The following is a 17,539-nucleotide window of genomic DNA, read 5'->3' as shown; positions in this document are numbered from 1 at the left end:
TGGCGGTGGCTCTCCAGTCCTTGAGCTAACCGATATTAAAGGTCATTGGGCTGAGACTTTTATTCAGGAATTAGTGAAGCAAGAGATTATCAGCGGTTTTCCTGACAAAACCTTCAGACCCGATGCCAGTCTGACGCGAGCGCAATATGCTGCCTTATTGACAAAAGCCTTTACCCCACCTGCCAAACGAGAAGCGATCGCTTTCAAAGATGTGGCAAACAGTTTCTGGGGTTACGCTGCGATTCAACAAGCCTATCGCGGTGAATTTCTCTCTGGGTTCCCCGATAAAACCTTCAAACCGAACGACAATGTCCAGCGCGTCCAAGTGATTGTCTCCTTGGTGAATGGACTAAAGTTAACCGGGGGCGCTCTCACCGCGTTAAACTTCTTCGATGACCGCACGGGCATTCCTGACTATGCCAAGGACGAGGTCGCAACAGCCGCCCAAAAGCAGCTGGTTGTCAATCATCCAACGCTCAAAAAACTTAACCCCACCCGCGATGCAACGCGGGCGGAAGTAGCGGCAATCGTTTATCAAGCCTTGGTGAATGCTAACCGAGTCTCAGCTATCAACTCACCCTATATCGTGACGGCTTGATCGAGGCTGAAACTGCCTCACCTTGATTAAATGTTTCGATCGGCTTTAGGGGCGAACAGTTGTTCGCCTCTACTTCTCAAATCTACACTGGAGAAACCACGAGATTTACGAGGGTAGACCCGATCTCGTGCAGGGGGAGAACGAAATCTACACTTCCCGTCTCAATGGCGGCGCGAGGCATCTCAAAAAATTCCGATGTACTTTCATCTTGGGCGATCGCTAATCCACCCATCTTATGAATTGCCTGCACCCCGGTTGCACCATCGCTGCCAATTCCAGAGAGAATAACCGCGATCGCCCGTTCTTTAAAACTCGCCGCCAGTGACTGCAATAGCAAGTCAGCAGAGGGGCGTGCAAAGTCCACGAGTACCGCCCCAGACAGGCAAAAAGTCCCCTCCGGGGTGACGAGTAGATGCTGATTTGGAGGAGCCACGTAGACCATCCCCGGTTTTAATAGCTCTCCTTCTTGTGCCTGCTTGAGTGGCAAGGTCGTAGGGCGATTTAAAGCGTCGGTTATCAAACTGGAGGCAGACTGAATGTCGGGTTTTTGCACCACAATAATCGCTGCCGGAAAGTCCGGGGGGAAGGCAGGCAGGATGTGGCTTAAGGCTCTCAGCCCCCCCTCAGATGCCGCTAGCACCACTACTTTGAAAGGGGAGTGCGGATTTCCATTTCCGTCTGCACTCTCGCCTGATTCCTCACTCTCGGCTAGCCGTACTGTCGCAGGCAATTGACCTTGGAAAAGCCCCTGCCGGATGAAATCAGAGCGTTGTTCCGCTTCTTTAGCTTTTGCTTCATAACGCTGTGCTGACAAGGTTTTGTTGCGATCGCGCGAATACTTCGCCATCTTATACATCAGCTCCGCACGCTCTTCTAGAGAACGGATTGCGGCCCACAGCGCCTCCTCCTGAGCCTGAGACTGCCCCGCTACCAGAGTCTCTGCTGAATAAGCGTGCCCCACGCGACAGCGGTACTGGAGCAATCCTCTCTCATTCAGTTGGAACAAACTCCCGCCACAATCTGGACAAGTAAAGCTTGAGTGGGTTCCAGGCTTTCCCCGTTCCCGTAAAGCGGCTCCATCCACTTCCACAATATCGGTATCCGTATCAAATTCGCTTTCGCTAGACACAGTGCTGGCTCCTTCCTCTGCCACAGTTTCATGGGCTAGACGCACTAAAGCAGGGGCGATTGACGACAGCGGCAGGATAAAATCAACATCTGCGTGTTCGATGGCGCTTTTTGGCATCCCTGAGAAAAAGGCGTCCGTTGGGTCTTGAACGACTGCCACGCCCCCTTGCCGCTTTAAATCGATCAGTCCCGCCGTGCCATCGTCGAGGGTACCCGACAATACCACCCCAACTACCCGGCGTTTGTACGCTCTCGCTGCGGTGCGAAACAGGGGATCGACTGCCGGACGAGCGTTGTTTTCTTTTGGCCCCTGCACCAAGCGGATATATCCGCGCTTCACCAGCAGGTGATAATCTGGCGGTGCTACATAGATTCGCCCATACTCAATCTTCTCATTGTTTTTAGCATGGTCTGCGTGCAAGGAACCATTCAAAAGCTGCGGCAGAATACTCTTACCCCACGCTGGAAAGTGAACGACGACGAAAATCGCAGCCGGAAGATCCGACGGCAAATCAGCGACCAATTGAGTCAAGGCTTCTACCCCCCCGGCGGAAGCTCCAATAACGATAATGTCGTGACCAGGCATTTGCCTCTCCTGATGGAACACTGCGGAAAAATCCATCCGATTGATGGAATGGGGTGAAAACTCTGCTCAATTAGTGATGATTGTACCTACGGCGGTTTTAGCTGAATTTCTACAAGGAAAATGTGCTTGGCGAGAAGCTCTATCCTTCTGTCGCCAAGCATCTTCTTGAGAGAACCACTATTTTCTGCCTTCCCTGTAAAGCTTGCAAGGCAGTGGAATTTTTAAAGCTTTGGCTTACTTATAACTAATGTAACTACTCGTGTTGCACCCATCTTCTAGCTGGGGAATGAGTTCACTATGAACTTCATAAGTGACCATAAATACAAAAAGCCTTGATGATTTACAGCACTAGAAGCTTGGTACTAGCGGCTGCTTTTTATTAAATTGCGTCTTGAAGCAGCCAGCAGACGTTGCTGCGGATTCAAAATAAATAATTTATAAGTTTTTGCACAAGCGATCGCTTTCTCTTTGCTTTCTCTTTGATGAGATGGGGAAAGTTCCATTACCCTAGAAGAGGCTTTCTCATCCAGTCTGAGTCGCAACCAACGCTCTACCCCCAATTTCTTAAATGGTGGAACAACTTAAACCCCGCTATTCTGTTGCTTGGATTAGTAAAATCGCTGAAGTGCCGCAAGCCGAGTGGGACGCGATCGCTCTGCCGTTGAAAACGCCTTTCCTAGAATGGGATTGGCTCAACAATATGGAAACTTCTAGTAGCGTCGGCGCTAAAACGGGTTGGCTACCCACTCACCTAACGATATGGCGAGACAGGCAGCTAATTGGGGCTGCACCGCTTTATCTGAAAGGGCATAGTTATGGTGAATTTGTATTTGACCATCAGTGGGCAGATTTAGCCCAACGCTTAGGGGTGCAATACTATCCAAAATTGCTGGGAATGTCTCCGATGACACCAGCGGAAGGCTATCGCTTCTTAATCGCCCCTGGTGAAGATGAGAATGAGCTAACCGAGCTAATGGTGGAGGCGATTGACCATTTTTGCCAAAAGAACCGGATTAGCGGCTGTCATTTCCTCTATGTAGACCCCGAATGGCGACCAGTTCTGGAACGGCACGGTTATACGCCGTGGCTGCACCATAGTTTCATTTGGCAAAATACGGGCTTTAATACGTTTGATGATTACCTGGGGGCTTTTAACGCCAATCAGCGCCGTAACATCAAACGGGAACGCAAAGCGGTAGAAAAAGCCGGTTTGCAAATCAGAACCCTCACGGGTGATGAGATTCCAAAGCCGCTGTTTTCGTTAATGTATGACTTCTACGCCGATACGTGCGACAAGTTTGGCTGGTGGGGAAGTAAGTATTTAACTCGGCGATTTTTTGAACAGTTGTATCCCCAGTATCGTCATCGAGTGTTATTTGTTGCCGCCTACGACGAGGAGAATGACCTGCACCCCATCGGAATGTCTTTTTGCCTTACCAAGGGCGAGCAACTATATGGGCGTTATTGGGGTAGCTACCAGGACATTGACTGTCTGCATTTTAATGCCTGCTACTACGCACCAATTGAGTGGGCGATCGCGCATGGCATCCAAAGCTTCGACCCCGGTGCAGGTGGGCGTCATAAAAAACGTCGCGGTTTCCCAGCCACTTCCAACTACAGTATGCATCGATTCTATAATCCGCGTTTGGGTCAAGTTCTGCGGACTCACATCCATCAAATCAACGAAATGGAGCAACTGGAAATTGATGCAATTAACCAAGAGTTACCTTTTGCCCAGCGCGATGAATAAAACAACCTTAAGAGGCACGAAAGCTCTGGAGAAATAGAGGAACGAACTAAACTTGAGATAGGCTGTAAGCCTGTTTACAGTGTCGATTGTTTAGAAATCTCTTGATTTTTATGCCTCAAACTGCTCAAGATTTAGCTGCCATTGATGACCAGCTTTCCAAACGTTATATTCACCTCGATCCGGCTGGATATTTCATCATTTACCTGGATCGGGAAGCGGGGCTAATTTGCGCTAAACATTTCACGAATATCATTAACGAACGCGGTTTAGCAGTCGATCCCGAAACTGGCAAACCCATCCCGGTGCGAGGCAAGGTAGAACGTACCCACACCGCTGTCTATAGTGGCAGAACAGCTAAAGAGCTTTGCATAAAAATTTTTGAGCAAACTCAGTCCGCCCCACTCACCATGCTGGATCATGCCGCTTATTTGGGGCGCGAATTTGTCAGGGCTGAGTTTGCTCTAATTAACGGGCAGGAGTACGTTCAAGACTAGCCGGAGAAGCCTTGATAGAAAAAGTAAGTCACCATTGGAATGACAGTGGCAGCGAGCAGTAAGCCAACCACCCAGATAGTCGCGTTGCCAGTGTCGGTTTCTTCTGCCTTTTTAAAGGTTCTTTCGACGTTAACCGTATCTTTGACTTCCGGCGGACCTGGGTCTGGCTCACCTGTTAGTACGGCAATTAAGCGATCGCCTGCATCCGAAAAAGCTTGATTGTATTTGTCGCCTTCCCGCAGTGGCACCAGCACGGTTTCTTCGGCAATGCTCTTGGCGATATCATCGCTCAAGATAGACTTTACCTTTTCACCTGTGCGAATCGCAGTGTTGTTCGTAACGCTATCAATCACCAGTAAAATTTGATTCGCTTGCGCTTCTGGCGTGGGAAACCATTTTTCAAACAACTGATTGGTAAAACTTTCCACTGTTTCGCCATAATCGAGGTGGCGGATGGTCACAAATCGGACTTGATTGCCTGTGTCGTTGGCTAATTTATCCAACTCGGTGTTAATTTGACCTTCGGTAAGGCGACTGAGAATTTCAGCTTTATCGAGAATCCAGTTGCGATCGCCTGCTGCTAAATTGGGAATTTGATAAACGCCTGTAGCATTTACTGGCGCTGCGATTAGCTGAGTAGCCAGAACCATCAGGGCAATGGCTACTATCAAGCGCGTCTGGAATTTTATTCGGCGAAAGACTTGAGTGAGGAATTGTCTCATTGGATGAAATGACAAAAATGACTTTTTTCAAAAAATACTACACAAACTCCCCGAAAACTCACTTTCGGGGAAGCGAACGTGTTAGTTTTTAAAAATAGCCTTTTTTCGGTTATATCGAAAGTGAGCGCGATAGGTTAGCAAAATAATCAATAAAATCGCTCTGGGTGGTATCAGCTATGAGTTCACCAGAAATTTACAGGGGTTGGCTAATTGAAGCACGACCAGTATTCTGCGTTCAGGTTTGGAGTGCTGGTGGAGAATGCCTGATTCCCGTCCATAATGCCAAAACCGAGGCAGAAGCACTGGAGTTGGCGAAGCGTTGGATCGACCTGCAAACAGCACCAGAAAATCCTCAGCCCAACTCGTTCGATCCATTTTCCAATGAGATTGACTACGACGATGATATTCCGTTTTGAGCGATCGCATCCTTTGAGTAATCTCATCGCACTGACGCGAGCTTAGAAATAAATTTCGACGAGAAGCTAAAGTAAGCTTTAGCTTACTGGTAAGCGGTTGAACCCGTTTCAACGGATGTTAGCTTTTAGCCCATTTAGTTCGGGGCTGTAGTCCGCGACTTGCTCTTGGCAATGGAAAGAGAGCGATCGCATCTAGAGTGGCAAAACTCGGTTCGCTTCAGTAAAGAGAATTGAGCCACTAACAAAGCGATCGCATTGTCTTAATTTTTATGTAAAAAAATTCATAAAATTTAAACTACTTAAATCAAAAAATGATCCAAAAGTTAATGCATTTTTGGCGATATATTTGGGAACTCTAAAAATAGACAAGTTATCTGTAAGCGAATCTGGAGAAACCCTATGGATTCACAAGAACTGAAACAGCGCTATGAAGAAGGACAAAGAGATTTTAGCGGCGAAAATCTTATAGGGATAAACCTGGAAAGAGCCAATCTATCAGGGTCAGACTTTTCAGGAGCCTATCTATCAGCGGCAAACCTTAGTCGCGCAGTCCTAATCGGAGCAAACTTCAGTGGAGCCTGCCTGCATCGAGCCGATCTGAGTTTTGCCAAAGTCAACGAAGCACGATTCATCGAGACAGACTTGACAAAAGCCAACTTAAGAGGAGCTGTCCTCGTTAAGTCGGTGCTGGTCGGAGCAAAACTAAGTGGTGCAATCCTGACATCAGTAAATCTGCGTTTGTCAAACTTGCGCGGAGTTAACCTGTGCGGTTCGGACCTGCGGGGGATAAACTTGCGGTCGGCTAACTTGGTGGATGCTAACCTAAGTTGGGCAAATCTGAGTGGAGCCAGATTGAGCGGCGCATTGCTGCGAGGAACGATACTCAACGGCGTACACCTGAGAGGAGCTTACTTAAATGGCGTCGATCTCAATGGCATAGACTTGGATGGCGTCAACCTCAGCGAGACCAAACTGAATGGAGCTAATCTGAGTGGTGCCAACCTAGCAGCCACAAATCTGTCTGAAGCCCAGATGCGTGTAACGATTCTATCTAGAGCAAATTTGCACGCATCCAATCTAAATCACTCCTCACTTGCCAAAGCAGACTTATGTGAAGCGAACTTAAGTAAGGCAGACTTGAGTCAAGCCAATTTGAGTGAAGCTGACATGACGGGAGCAAACCTGAATATGGCAAGCTTGCGTGAAGCCAACCTGAGTGAAGCAAGTTTGCGGGGAGCCTATTTGTGGGGAGCTAACTTGAATGTGGCAGAAATGCGTGGAGCCGACTTGACTGGTGCTAGCCTACGGGGAGCCTACCTGGAAGACTCTGATTGGCAACAAGCAATCTTAACGGGTGCAATCCTCCCTGATGGCACAGTCCACGAATAAGTTATCTGGCGGGCATCCTGGGCGATACTTCTACCATTTGTATCTGTGGCTACAACATGAACTAAAGGGTAATTGGTAATTGTTTTCTCGTTACAGCTCATGAGCATTTATTTGTAGCAGGCATTTATAGAAAAAATGGTTTTAACACTCGAAGCGATACGCGCTAAGCGTATCGCTGCAATTCTATGTCGGTGCTGTTAATTGTAGGTTCTCGTTTCCAGGCGTAAGAAACGAGAAATTTTTTTGGGAAATTGGAGAGAGTTTTTGCAATTTCTTGGTAAAACTACAGTTACTTGAGCGGATCGTGACCCCAATTCATCAGTGAGTAGCGCCAGCGCGTGTGTTCTATATCGCCTGACGGCTGCTGTGCGCTGTGGCGGTGGACGTAACTAATCACTTTCTTAAGGTGCGATATATCATCTTCGCTGTACTCATCCTTCTTCTTGTGCAACAGCTCGATGATACGCTTACCAGATTTGTGACCTGTTGATTCTTCCTCTCCATCCTTCTGCCCAACAGCTTTAGAATCTTCAGTTTTAAGCCAGGACTCAAGTTCCTGCGGAGTCATGTTAACAACGCTGTGAAACTCGTCGATGGCTGATTTCACATCATTATTCATAATTCAGCATTACTCCTCTTTCTTGAGGGATTCAGGCTTGTGAGCAGCTTCTTTCCCAGTTTTTTCGCTTTCAACTAGATACTCAGGATTATCTTTGGATGCGGCGACGTGGTGTCCTTTGATATCTGTGGGTGAAGTGAGTTTTTTCTTCACAGTGCCGCTGGTTTCACCTTGTGAGGTCTTCCATGTAACCTTGTCGCCTTTCTTTAATTGATCGCTCAAAGTTTGACTCCTGCTTAATATTTCTTTATCTACTAACTGTCACATTATGGTGGCTGATTTCCAGGGAGTAATCAGTCTAGTTACAGATTAGCCGCCCGAAGTTTGCTACCACAAATATGCCTTTTGTAAGTGGTTGATTGCTAGGAAACTGATTAGTTAATTGCAGAGTAAATTGAGCGATCGCAAGTGCGCCTAGATGCGAGTACAGATCAGTACATTAGTTCGTACTTAAATTTACCTGGTAGCGATCGCGCCCAATTGCTTGATTTTGCTAGCACAATATTAAAAATTTTTCAAGTCGCCCAATCGACTGACACCCAACTGAGTTACCAAAAATAAGCGACTGGCAAGAAACTTTCAGCAAAGGTTATATCTGTAAAGCAAAGGGATTTGGCTGGCAACCTGAAAATTAGTATCGCCTGCGAGCAGTACCATCTTCTTTTACGATTGCCGATTTAAATTGCAGAAATTAATTACTATCTAATCTTTCACAATCTGCAATTTTAAATCGTCTAACTAGATACCAGTTTCATAAATCCCCATTTTTTTTAAATTACTGATAAGTAGGGTAAATTTCAAATTGATTTTGAGGAATCCGAATTCTTCAACCTCTTCCTAAATCGATAATCAGAGCGAGATTTTTCAAAAAAATTAGCCGATTAGAAACACTGAAAATTCAATTTTGTGGAATCTGGACGCAAGAAAAACGGAAATTTCGATCGAGGTAGAGGTCAAAACCAGCGCCACATAAAACGGTAATCAACAAGGAGGAAACATAATGACTAGACACGGACAACTCTATCTAAGAGACCAAGTTCCACCTCGTTCCACTGCTTACGATCAAGGAAAATTTGGTCGGCTATTCCCGTCCTTACCTCCCTTTGCTAGCGACTCCAAATCAGTGCGCCAGAGGCTGATGGAGCTAGGGAAACCAGGCGGTTTGATGGATGCAGGAGACAATTTAAACTCAACAGACCCCGTACCTGGAAGTCCTAGCAACACCGATAACCCCAATATGACCGCAGGGTTCACTTTTTTGGGGCAGTTTCTAGATCATGATATGACCTTCGATTCCACCTCTAGCCTTGAGCGACAAAATGACCCGGAATCTATTGAAAATTTCCGAACGCCTTTCTTAGAGCTAGATAACGTTTATGGTTCGGGTCGTGCAGCCAGTCCTCACTTGTATGACAAAACAACGGGAGGCATCAAGTTCCTGATTGAGAAATTGGGTGGGGAAGGGTCGAAGGACGATCTCCCTCGAAATAGCCAAAATATGGCGCTCATCGGCGACCCAAGGAATGATGAGAACACGATTATTTCTCAGATGCAATTGGCATTTCTGAAATTCCACAATCATGTTGTGGATTACGTCATCGATAGTGGACTCAAAGATCCGAATGATGCATTCACCGAGGCACAGAAGCTAGTTCGCTGGCACTACCAGTGGATTATCGTGCATGAGTTCCTGCCCACAACCGTAGGACAGGATTTGGTGGATGACATTCTGAAAAAAGGTCGGCGGTTCTACAACTGGCGCAACCAGCCATTTATCCCAGTTGAGTTCTCGGTCGCTGCCTATCGCTTCGGTCACAGCCAAGTCAGACCGGGATACATCGCCAATCATGGCACTCAGGATATGCCAGAGTTTAGGGCACCAATTTTCAATTTCAGTTTAGACCCTAATCTTTGTGACCCGGATGACCTGCGCGGTGGGAAACGCGCACCCCGACGATTTGTTGACTGGGATACCTTCTTTGATTTCAAAAACGGAAAAGTCAAGCCCAACAAAAAGATCGATCCTAAACTCTCAAGTGCATTATTCACGCTGCCTTTTCCAGCACCCGGTTTGCCAGGACAAGAGGAGCCAATCCGGTCGCTCGCGCAGCGCAATCTGCTGCGTCACCTCACCTTCAGCTTGCCGTCCGGTCAGGATGTAGCCAGAGCGATGGAAATCGATCCTCTGAGTCCATCCGATCTGCGCGACCTCAAAGATTTGGGATTCGACAAGCGAACACCCTTGTGGTTCTATATTTTGAAGGAAGCGGAGCTGAGAGCGCAAGGCAAGACACTGGGGCCTGTCGGCGGACGCATTGTTGCGGAGGTGTTCATCGGTCTGCTACAAGGCGATCGCAAATCCTATCTTCGGCAAGACCCCAAGTGGAAGCCAGTTTTAGGGCAAAAGCACGACTTCAAGATAGTTGACTTGTTAAAGTTTGCGGGACTTGCTCCATAAGGAACGACTGAGTGCTGAACGGCTAATTTTTGGGTACGCGATCGCGCTTGTGCGTGCTGCCAATCTCTCACAAGCTACGCACGCAAGCAAAATCTATTCTCCACTAAGAGATAAGCGGTTGGATGAAAATCTGCCCGCTTTTTTCTGTAGCAAGGTTTAGCGATTCGGGTCCGGCTTGTTCCCTAAGTGGGTGTTGTTCAAATGAATCTATCGACTGCTAGATTTTTTTTAGTTGTTTATAGTATTTCTAGGTCATCTTCATCTGCTCAAAGAGATTGAGCCTTCGTTGGGACGGAAACTCAGTCGCTCCCTATTCCCAGCGTTGCCAATTGCACTAGTCAATCGCTCGAAAGAAAAAACAGGCATGAAAGAACCATCAGAAAAAATGGTTAGCGGTGGATTTACTCTGGCGCTGCTTTTGTTGTTTGGCGTCGGTGTCACTTTCTCCTGGAGCGTCCAAAGGCTGTTGAATAACTCTAGATGGGTAGATCACACTTATCAAGTCCGGGAAGAGATCGAGCATACCCTTTCGGGAATCAACAGTGCCGAAAAAGCAAGGCGAGGCTACATCATCACGGGACAAGACACTTACCTGATCAATTACCGGCAGGGCATTCAAGAAAGTAACCGGGGCTTCACAACCCTTCGGACATTAACGGCTGATAACCTTCTCCAACAGCAGAGGCTCGCTCTCCTCGAACCTCTGATTGCCGAAAAACTGAAGGGGCTGCAAGAATCCATTGAGCTGCGACAGCGGAATTTAGGAGAAGACAGGAACGCTCAAATTGCCTTTACAGATAGGAACTCAGCGATATACGAGAAAATTAAAGAGCTACTGGCTGCAATGCAAAAAGAAGAGCAAATGTTATTGCAGCGTCGCGCAGCGGCAACAAATAGAAGCGTTCGTTATACCATTCTGGTTGTTTGTATTGGCGGTTTGTTGAGTTTCAGCCTACTGATTGCGATTTACTTTCTGTTGCGAAAGCAAATTCGCGATCGCATCCTAGCAACCGAAAAACTTGCTCAGACAAACGCTGCTTTAGAAACTGAGATTGCGGAACGGTTAGAAGCAGAGCGGAAATTGGAGCAACTCACAACCAACTTGCAGCGCTCCAATCGAGAACTAGAGCAGTTTGCTTATGTAGCTTCCCATGATTTGCAAGAGCCATTACGGGCAGTGTCAGGTTATACCCAACTGTTAGTGCAGGAGTATCAAAACAGTCTGGATGAGTCTGCACAGGAATATATGGCTTATGTAATAGACGGTGCAACGCGGATGCAGCAGTTGATTCAAGACTTGCTCGCCTATTCCCGCGTCAGCACTCGAACTCAAGCGTTTGTCTCCATTGATGGGGAGAAGGTGTTGCTTCAGGCGATAAACAATTTGCAAGTCGCGATCGCAGAAAGTAACGCCACCATCACCCACGACCCTCTGCCCCAAGTAAACGGTGACAAAACCCAATGGCTCCAGTTATTTCAAAATTTAATCGCCAACGCCATTAAGTTCCGCCGTGAGGAACCGCCCCAAGTTCACATTACAGCGGAGTTAAAAGATCGGGAATGGCTTTTTTCGGTACGTGATAATGGAATTGGTATCAAGCCACAGTATCTCGATCGCATTTTTGAGATATTCAAGCGTCTTCATACCCGTCGAGAGTTTCCTGGTACTGGCATTGGTCTGGCTATGTGCAAAAAAATTGTCGAGCGTCACGGTGGAAGCATCTGGGCCGAATCGCAACCAGGAGTAGGAACGACATTTTACTTTACCATTCCCCTCACGCCTGACCCTTCACTCTTAGAAGCCACGAACTCGCATGAATAGCCGCTATACCTTCCGATCCGTGGAAATTTTGCTGATTGAAGACTCTCCCAGCGATGCGAATTTAACCATCCGAGAATTTAAAAAAGCTAAGATTGCTAACAACCTGCACTGGGTTGAATATGGCGAGGCGGGAATGGAATTTCTGCGACAGGAAGGTGAATATGCCAATGCTCCACGTCCAGACCTGATTTTACTCGATCTCAATTTACCAGGGATGGATGGGCGAGAAGTCCTCATGGAAGTCAAATCAGACCCCGATCTTAAACGTATCCCAGTTGTCGTTCTCACCACCTCAGCCGATGAAGAGGATGTACTTAAGTCTTATAACCTCAGTGCCAACTGCTACGTAACGAAGCCGGTTGATATGCAGCAATTTATTCGGATTGTGCAATTGATCAATGATTTCTGGCTGGCAGCAGTAAGACTCCCACTAGAGTAACCCCAGTTATGTACAAAACGCCGATTCAAGTCCTCCTAGTGGAAGATAGCCCCAGCGATGCCAACTTGCTACGCCAACTGTTCTCGCGCTCAAATCAGGAGGGATGGCAATTAGTACACGTTGAGCGGCTGGGCGACGCAATTGATGCTTGTAGCGCTGATTCCTGGGATGTTGCTTTATTGGATCTTTCTCTTCCTGACTCGGATGGATTGGACACAGTAGCACAATTCCGGATAGCTGCACCAGATATCCCCATTGTGGTGCTGACCGGGTTTGATGATGAGGAACTTGCCCTACAAGCGGTAGCAACAGGGGCACAGGATTATCTCGTCAAAAATCAAATTACAATGCAATTGCTAGTGCGGACGATCCGCTACGCCATTGAACGCGGACAAATTCTCAAGCAGCTGCACGAAAGCGAACGACGCTTCCGAGGGATTTTTGAGCAGACATTTCAATTAATGGGGTTGTTGACACCAGAAGGAAAGATCCTGGAAGTTAACCAAACAGTTCTTAACTTCAGCGGTCTTCAATTAGAAGATTATGTTGGTCACTTGATGTGGCAGACAAAATGTTGGAATTATTGCCAGGAAAGCCAGGATTGGTTGAAAAATGCGATCGCCTACGCCGCGAACGGTCATTTTGTCCGTCATGAGATCCAGGTACAGGGCGAACTGAATGTGATGCTGTGGATTGATTTTTCCTTAAAGCCCTTGACGGACGAAACGGGGAAAGTGGTGTTGCTGATTGTGGAAGGCAGAGATATTAGCGATCGCAAACTCGCAATGACAGAAATCCTCAAAGCCCTGGAACAGGAACGAGAACTCAACCAACTCAAATCAAACTTCGTTTCCATCGTTTCCCATGAGTTCCGCACTCCCATGACGACAATTCGGATGTCTGCGGAGTTACTTCGAGCCTACAATCAGAGCTTAACCGAACAGAAGAGAAATGAATACTTCGAGCGGATTGAAGGTGCCATCGGCAATATGCTCCACCTATTAGATGAGGTATTGATCTTGGGTCAAACTCAGGCAGGTGGACTTCAGTTTAAACCCGCACGACTCGATTTAGAAAAATTTTGCTGGGATCTCACAGCAACTTTACAAGCTTGTGCTACTAGACAGCACAACATTATCTTTACCTGTCAAGGGAAACGCCCCCAAGTTGAAATGGATGAAGTCTTGCTGCGGCATATCTTCACTAATTTACTTTCCAACGCGATTAAGTATTCGCCCCAAGGTGGCAATATCTACTTTGATTTAGTTTTCCAAAATGGAGAAGCTACTTTCCGCTTAAAAGATGAAGGAATTGGTATTCCTTTAAAAGATCAACAACGTCTGTTTGAAACCTTCCATCGCTGTAGCAATGTAGGACCAATTCAAGGAACCGGATTAGGTCTTTCCATTGCCAAAATGTGTGTAGATTTACATCGGGGAGAGATTCAAGTAGAAAGTGAAGTCGGTATTGGAACAACATTTATCGTCACGTTGCCATTCAATCACTCACCGGGACGGGTTCCTCCACAGGAACGCCATTTACATCACCAATCTTAGGGAATTTGAAAAAATTTTGCTTGACATTTCGAGCCTCCAACCGAAGATAAATTGGTGACTAAAAAAGTTGAGCGTAGCGTCTCTTCCGCTTTCGGCTTCGTTTAAGCCTATGTGGTCTTCACAAGATGTACTGGAATTTCAATCGTAAACTCTGCACCCTGTCCGGGGAATGAATGACACGACAGTTGACCTTTATGCTTTTCTACTATAATCTCATAAGTCGTCAATAACCCTAACCCGCTGCCTTGACCTATAGGCTTTGTCGTAAAAAACGGGTCAAATAAACGCGATCGCATTTCTTCAGCAATGCCAATCCCATTGTCTTTAATTCGGATAACAATCGTTTCCCAAGCACTAAACTCTGTACTAATCCAAATTGTTGGACTGGAAGATTCAGAAAAGTTTTGCCCAACCCCCAATTCTAGAGCATCAATAGCATTATTTAAAATATTAAGAAAAGCCTGGTTAAGCTGGCTAGCATAACAATTAACTAAGGGTAAGTTTTCATATTTTTTGATTACCTGAATCTCCGGACGTTTCCCTTCTCCTCTAAGTCGATGCTGCAACAATAATAAAGTGCTATTCAACCCTTCATGGATGTCTACAGCTTTAATATCTGATTCATTAAGGCGGGAGAAAATACGTAAAGCCAGGAGCGTTGTGCAGATACGCTCTACACCCGTTTGCATTGAGCCTACAAGGTTCTGAATATCTGAATTGAGAAAATCTAAATCGATTTCTTGGATTGCTTTTTGAATGGAAAGAGTAGGCTTTGGATACTCTTTTTGATAGAGGGAAATTAGATTTATCAAGTCTTGAATATATTTGCGTGCTGGATCGAGATTGCCAGAAATAAAGCCAATAGAATTATTGATTTCGTGAGCCATTCCTGCGGCTAATTGACCCAACCCAAGCATCTTTTCTTTTTGAACTAGTTGTGCTTGAGCCTTTTTGAGATCGCCCAAGGCTTGTTGAAGTTGTGAATTCTGATTTTTCAACTGAGTTTGAAGGCTTTGAATTGTTAGTTGATTTTGAATTCTCGCCAAAACCTCCTCAATTTGAAAAGGCTTAGTAATATAGTCTACGCCCCCAACTTGAAAAGCTTTCACTTTATCTAAAACATCATCCAAAGCACTTAAAAAAATTACAGGTACAGAGGAAGTTTCAGTATCTTCCTTTAACCTTTTGCAAACTTCATAACCATTCATGCCCGACATATTAATATCTAACAAGATTAGATCCGGCTGAAGTGTCTTAACTGCGGTTAAAGCCATTTGACCATTAATCGATTTACGAACGTTATATCCTTTATCTAACAGCAGGGAAGATAAAAAGCGAATATTGTCTGGTGTATCATCAACTATCAGAATATCGGCTTTGAAGGTATTTGCTAATTTGGAATCCATTGGGCTTTGAATTAAAAGAGTATCAAAATTGTCAACCTGCTGATTATCGCTGCATCCAAAATAGTTAATCTTTGTAAAAAAATAGGTGCTATTTCAATTTAATTAACTATCTTTATTTAATTTAAACTTATATCTAGTAACATAGACTACACGTTTAGCTTAAATATTATTGCTGTGTATCCGATACGATTAAGTTTGTTGCTTTTTTTCCCTCTACGGGTTTGGAAAATAGATATCCCTGTCCAAATTCACAATTTAAGTTTCTTAGCTGAGATAGCTGTTCGCCCGTCTCAATTCCTTCAGCAATTACACTCATATTTAGAGTTTGAGCAATCTTCATAATCGCCGGAATTAGTCCTAAACTATCTGTTTTTTCATCTAAATAACTAATAAAAGAACGGTCGATTTTGAGAGTATCAACAGGAAAATTATATAAATAACTCAGAGAAGAATACCCGGTACCAAAGTCATCAATACATAACTGAATCTTACGTTCTCGAAGTTGCTGAATAATCGCTTTTACAGATTGAGTATTATTCATCAGAACACTTTCTGTGATTTCTAACTTCAAGCTTTGAGGATTCAGTTGGGTTTCCGCGAGGATTTGGTCAATTTGCTCAATTAAATCTAGCTGAGCAAATTGTCGCGCTGAAAGATTGACACTCATAAATAGGGGATAATCGATCAGTTTTTCCTGATACCATTGCTGAAGCTGATAGCAAGCTTCCCGCAAAACCCAATTGCCAAGTTGGTTAATCAAACCTGTTTCTTCTGCTACAGGAATAAACAATCCAGGCGATACCATTCCTCGTTGAGGATGATACCAGCGAACTAATGCTTCAAACCCAACAATCTTGCTGGTATCAAGGGCAATAATTGGCTGATAGTGGACAATAAATTCTTGTCGTTCGATGGCTCTACGCAGGTCATTTTCAAGCTGTAAAACTTGAATCACAGCATCGTGCATCTTTGGGTCAAAAATTTGGTATTGACCTTTTCCTAAGGTTTTGGCACGATACATTGCGATGTCTGCATCTCGCAATATATGTTCTGCTCGCTCATAATTAGGATTGCTCATAGCAATTCCAACACTAGCGTTGATGAAAATTTCCTGTTTATTTAGTTGAAACGGAGAAGCAAAAGATTGAAGGATTTGATCGGCGATAAGGAGTACACTGCTGATATTTCCAACGTCTGTCAAGATAATCGCAAATTCATCACCGCCCAACCGGGCCAAAGTATGATGTTGACTGAGTAATTTTTCTAGGCGGCGAGCTAAATTAATTAACAGTTCGTTACCAGCAAGATGACCGAGAGAATCATTGACTACTTTAAAGCGATCGCAATCAAGAAACAACACGGCAAACGCCTCTTTTGAATGTTCCTTGGTGCGTGTGAGAGCTTGTTCTAGACGCTCCATAAATAAAACTCGATTAGGCAACCCTGTGAGATTGTCATAAAGTGCCATTTTTATGAGTTTTTCTTGAAGGAGCTTTCGCTCGTTGATTTCTCGCCTCAGTTCTTGATTCGCTACTTCTAGCTGAAAAGTCCGCTCTTTCACTCGTTCTTCAAGTTGAGCATTCAGTTGTTGGTTTTGGATTTTTGCGGCTCTTAACTCTAGTTGATTTTGAACACGAACTAAAACTTCTTCAAATTGAAAAGGTTTGACAATATAATCAGCTCCGCCAACCGAAAAAGCTTTTACTTTATCAAAAGCCTCGCTGAGAGCGCTTAAGAAAATTACAGGAATTGCAGCAGTTTTTGGATCGGCTTTCAGTTTTTCGCAAACTTCATAACCATCCATGCTAGGCATCATAATATCAAGCAAAATTAGATCGGGGATAACAGTTTGTATTGCTGTCAGTGCCATTTGCCCGCTTAATGCCTTGCGAATGGTATAGCCTTGCTTCATTAGCAGACCAGACAGAAAACGCAAGTTTTCAGGGGTGTCATCAACGATGAGAATATCTTCTTTTGCCATAACGAGGGAGAAATTATTTATTTCAATTCTTTTATCATCGATTTTGGAAAATTCGTTAGTTTGGAATATTATTTAAAAGTCATCTTTTTTATATTTCCTGTTTGCAGTTAATGATAAAGGTTTAAAAAGTTTTGAACGAATTGATTGCAGCGTTAAATATTATTTAACCACTTAT

General features: G+C 45.1%; 15 protein-coding genes. 9 read left to right on the top strand and 6 right to left on the bottom strand.

Annotated features, from left to right (window positions below; translation table 11 throughout):
* Positions 1-598: S-layer homology domain-containing protein (locus NDA06_RS16895; RefSeq protein WP_348251782.1), on the top strand; the 598-nt coding region annotated here is incomplete at its 5' end.
* 82 nt (positions 599-680) lie between these two features.
* On the opposite strand, the gene NDA06_RS16890 is transcribed toward NDA06_RS16895, so the two are convergent.
* Positions 681-2,312 carry a chemotaxis protein CheB gene (locus tag NDA06_RS16890; protein ID WP_190985865.1) on the bottom strand — a complete coding sequence of 544 codons (1,632 nt, stop codon included), beginning with the start codon at positions 2,310-2,312 and terminating at the stop codon, positions 681-683.
* A gap of 568 nt (positions 2,313-2,880) precedes the next feature.
* Here NDA06_RS16890 and NDA06_RS16885 point away from each other — a divergent pair.
* Together NDA06_RS16885 and NDA06_RS16880 are read left to right on the top strand one after the other, a co-directional pair.
* Positions 2,881-4,062, top strand: coding sequence for a GNAT family N-acetyltransferase (locus NDA06_RS16885; RefSeq protein WP_190985867.1), 1,182 nt, complete (start codon positions 2,881-2,883; stop codon positions 4,060-4,062).
* Positions 4,063-4,172: 110 nt separating this feature from the next.
* Entirely contained in the window at positions 4,173-4,556 is a 384-nt protein-coding gene (locus tag NDA06_RS16880) for a DUF4346 domain-containing protein (RefSeq protein ID WP_190410237.1), read from the top strand.
* Here NDA06_RS16880 and NDA06_RS16875 read toward each other — a convergent pair.
* The gene (locus tag NDA06_RS16875) at positions 4,553-5,278 is read right to left on the bottom strand and encodes a TPM domain-containing protein (protein WP_190410238.1); all 726 of its coding nucleotides are present in this window, start codon (positions 5,276-5,278) and stop codon (positions 4,553-4,555) included. The two genes, NDA06_RS16880 and NDA06_RS16875, sit on opposite strands and share 4 nt — an antisense overlap.
* A gap of 176 nt (positions 5,279-5,454) precedes the next feature.
* On the opposite strand from NDA06_RS16875, the gene NDA06_RS16870 reads away from it, so the two are divergent.
* Positions 5,455-5,694, top strand: coding sequence for a hypothetical protein (locus tag NDA06_RS16870; RefSeq protein WP_190410239.1), 240 nt, complete (start codon positions 5,455-5,457; stop codon positions 5,692-5,694).
* A 399-nt stretch (positions 5,695-6,093) separates the two neighbouring features.
* Positions 6,094-7,083, top strand: a complete 990-nt coding sequence (locus NDA06_RS16865) for a pentapeptide repeat-containing protein (protein ID WP_190410240.1) — start codon at positions 6,094-6,096, stop codon at positions 7,081-7,083.
* Between the two features lie 289 nt (positions 7,084-7,372).
* Here NDA06_RS16865 and NDA06_RS16860 read toward each other — a convergent pair whose 3' ends face one another.
* Positions 7,373-7,702: a DUF3140 domain-containing protein gene (locus NDA06_RS16860; protein WP_190410241.1), complete on the bottom strand. Its 330-nt coding sequence runs from the start codon at positions 7,700-7,702 to the stop codon at positions 7,373-7,375.
* Between the two features lie 9 nt (positions 7,703-7,711).
* Complete coding sequence (locus NDA06_RS16855; RefSeq protein ID WP_190410242.1) at positions 7,712-7,924, bottom strand: DUF2945 domain-containing protein; 213 nt, start codon at positions 7,922-7,924, stop codon at positions 7,712-7,714.
* A gap of 778 nt (positions 7,925-8,702) precedes the next feature.
* Between NDA06_RS16855 and NDA06_RS16850 the strand changes: the two genes are divergently transcribed.
* The 4 genes from NDA06_RS16850 (at position 8,703) to NDA06_RS16835 (ending at position 13,977) form a co-directional block, all read left to right on the top strand.
* A complete protein-coding gene (locus NDA06_RS16850; RefSeq protein ID WP_190985868.1) occupies positions 8,703-10,160 on the top strand; it encodes a heme peroxidase family protein in 1,458 nt (485 codons plus the stop codon).
* Positions 10,161-10,524: 364 nt separating this feature from the next.
* Positions 10,525-11,982 (top strand): ATP-binding protein, encoded by a 1,458-nt coding sequence (locus NDA06_RS16845; protein ID WP_190985869.1) that lies wholly within the window; start codon positions 10,525-10,527, stop codon positions 11,980-11,982.
* A complete protein-coding gene (locus tag NDA06_RS16840; RefSeq protein ID WP_190410245.1) occupies positions 11,975-12,421 on the top strand; it encodes a response regulator in 447 nt (148 codons plus the stop codon). Before NDA06_RS16845 ends, NDA06_RS16840 begins: the two co-directional genes overlap by 8 nt.
* Before the next feature lie 8 nt (positions 12,422-12,429).
* Positions 12,430-13,977 carry an ATP-binding protein gene (locus NDA06_RS16835; protein ID WP_190410246.1) on the top strand — a complete coding sequence of 516 codons (1,548 nt, stop codon included), beginning with the start codon at positions 12,430-12,432 and terminating at the stop codon, positions 13,975-13,977.
* A 107-nt stretch (positions 13,978-14,084) separates the two neighbouring features.
* Here the strand turns inward: NDA06_RS16835 and NDA06_RS16830 are convergent, their stop codons facing one another.
* Entirely contained in the window at positions 14,085-15,383 is a 1,299-nt protein-coding gene (locus NDA06_RS16830; RefSeq protein WP_190985870.1) for a response regulator, read from the bottom strand.
* A gap of 166 nt (positions 15,384-15,549) precedes the next feature.
* Positions 15,550-17,364: an EAL domain-containing protein gene (locus NDA06_RS16825; RefSeq protein ID WP_190985871.1), complete on the bottom strand. Its 1,815-nt coding sequence runs from the start codon at positions 17,362-17,364 to the stop codon at positions 15,550-15,552.
* Positions 17,365-17,539 lie beyond the last annotated feature (175 nt).

Origin of the sequence: Trichocoleus sp. ST-U1 (assembly GCF_039961835.1) — a bacterium.
GTDB lineage: Bacteria > Cyanobacteriota > Cyanobacteriia > Cyanobacteriales > FACHB-T130 > FACHB-T130.
Note: the sequence above shows the minus strand (reverse complement) of the source record. Positions and strands in the feature narration are given on the sequence as shown.

Coding starts and splice junctions, on each gene's coding strand:
- NDA06_RS16890 (WP_190985865.1), bottom strand. CDS start 2,312: ATGCCTGGTCACGACATTATCGTTATTGGAGCTTCCGCCGGGGGGGTA.
- NDA06_RS16885 (WP_190985867.1), top strand. CDS start 2,881: ATGGTGGAACAACTTAAACCCCGCTATTCTGTTGCTTGGATTAGTAAA.
- NDA06_RS16880 (WP_190410237.1), top strand. CDS start 4,173: ATGCCTCAAACTGCTCAAGATTTAGCTGCCATTGATGACCAGCTTTCC.
- NDA06_RS16875 (WP_190410238.1), bottom strand. CDS start 5,278: ATGAGACAATTCCTCACTCAAGTCTTTCGCCGAATAAAATTCCAGACG.
- NDA06_RS16870 (WP_190410239.1), top strand. CDS start 5,455: ATGAGTTCACCAGAAATTTACAGGGGTTGGCTAATTGAAGCACGACCA.
- NDA06_RS16865 (WP_190410240.1), top strand. CDS start 6,094: ATGGATTCACAAGAACTGAAACAGCGCTATGAAGAAGGACAAAGAGAT.
- NDA06_RS16860 (WP_190410241.1), bottom strand. CDS start 7,702: ATGAATAATGATGTGAAATCAGCCATCGACGAGTTTCACAGCGTTGTT.
- NDA06_RS16850 (WP_190985868.1), top strand. CDS start 8,703: ATGACTAGACACGGACAACTCTATCTAAGAGACCAAGTTCCACCTCGT.
- NDA06_RS16845 (WP_190985869.1), top strand. CDS start 10,525: ATGAAAGAACCATCAGAAAAAATGGTTAGCGGTGGATTTACTCTGGCG.
- NDA06_RS16840 (WP_190410245.1), top strand. CDS start 11,975: ATGAATAGCCGCTATACCTTCCGATCCGTGGAAATTTTGCTGATTGAA.
- NDA06_RS16835 (WP_190410246.1), top strand. CDS start 12,430: ATGTACAAAACGCCGATTCAAGTCCTCCTAGTGGAAGATAGCCCCAGC.
- NDA06_RS16830 (WP_190985870.1), bottom strand. CDS start 15,383: ATGGATTCCAAATTAGCAAATACCTTCAAAGCCGATATTCTGATAGTT.
- NDA06_RS16825 (WP_190985871.1), bottom strand. CDS start 17,364: ATGGCAAAAGAAGATATTCTCATCGTTGATGACACCCCTGAAAACTTG.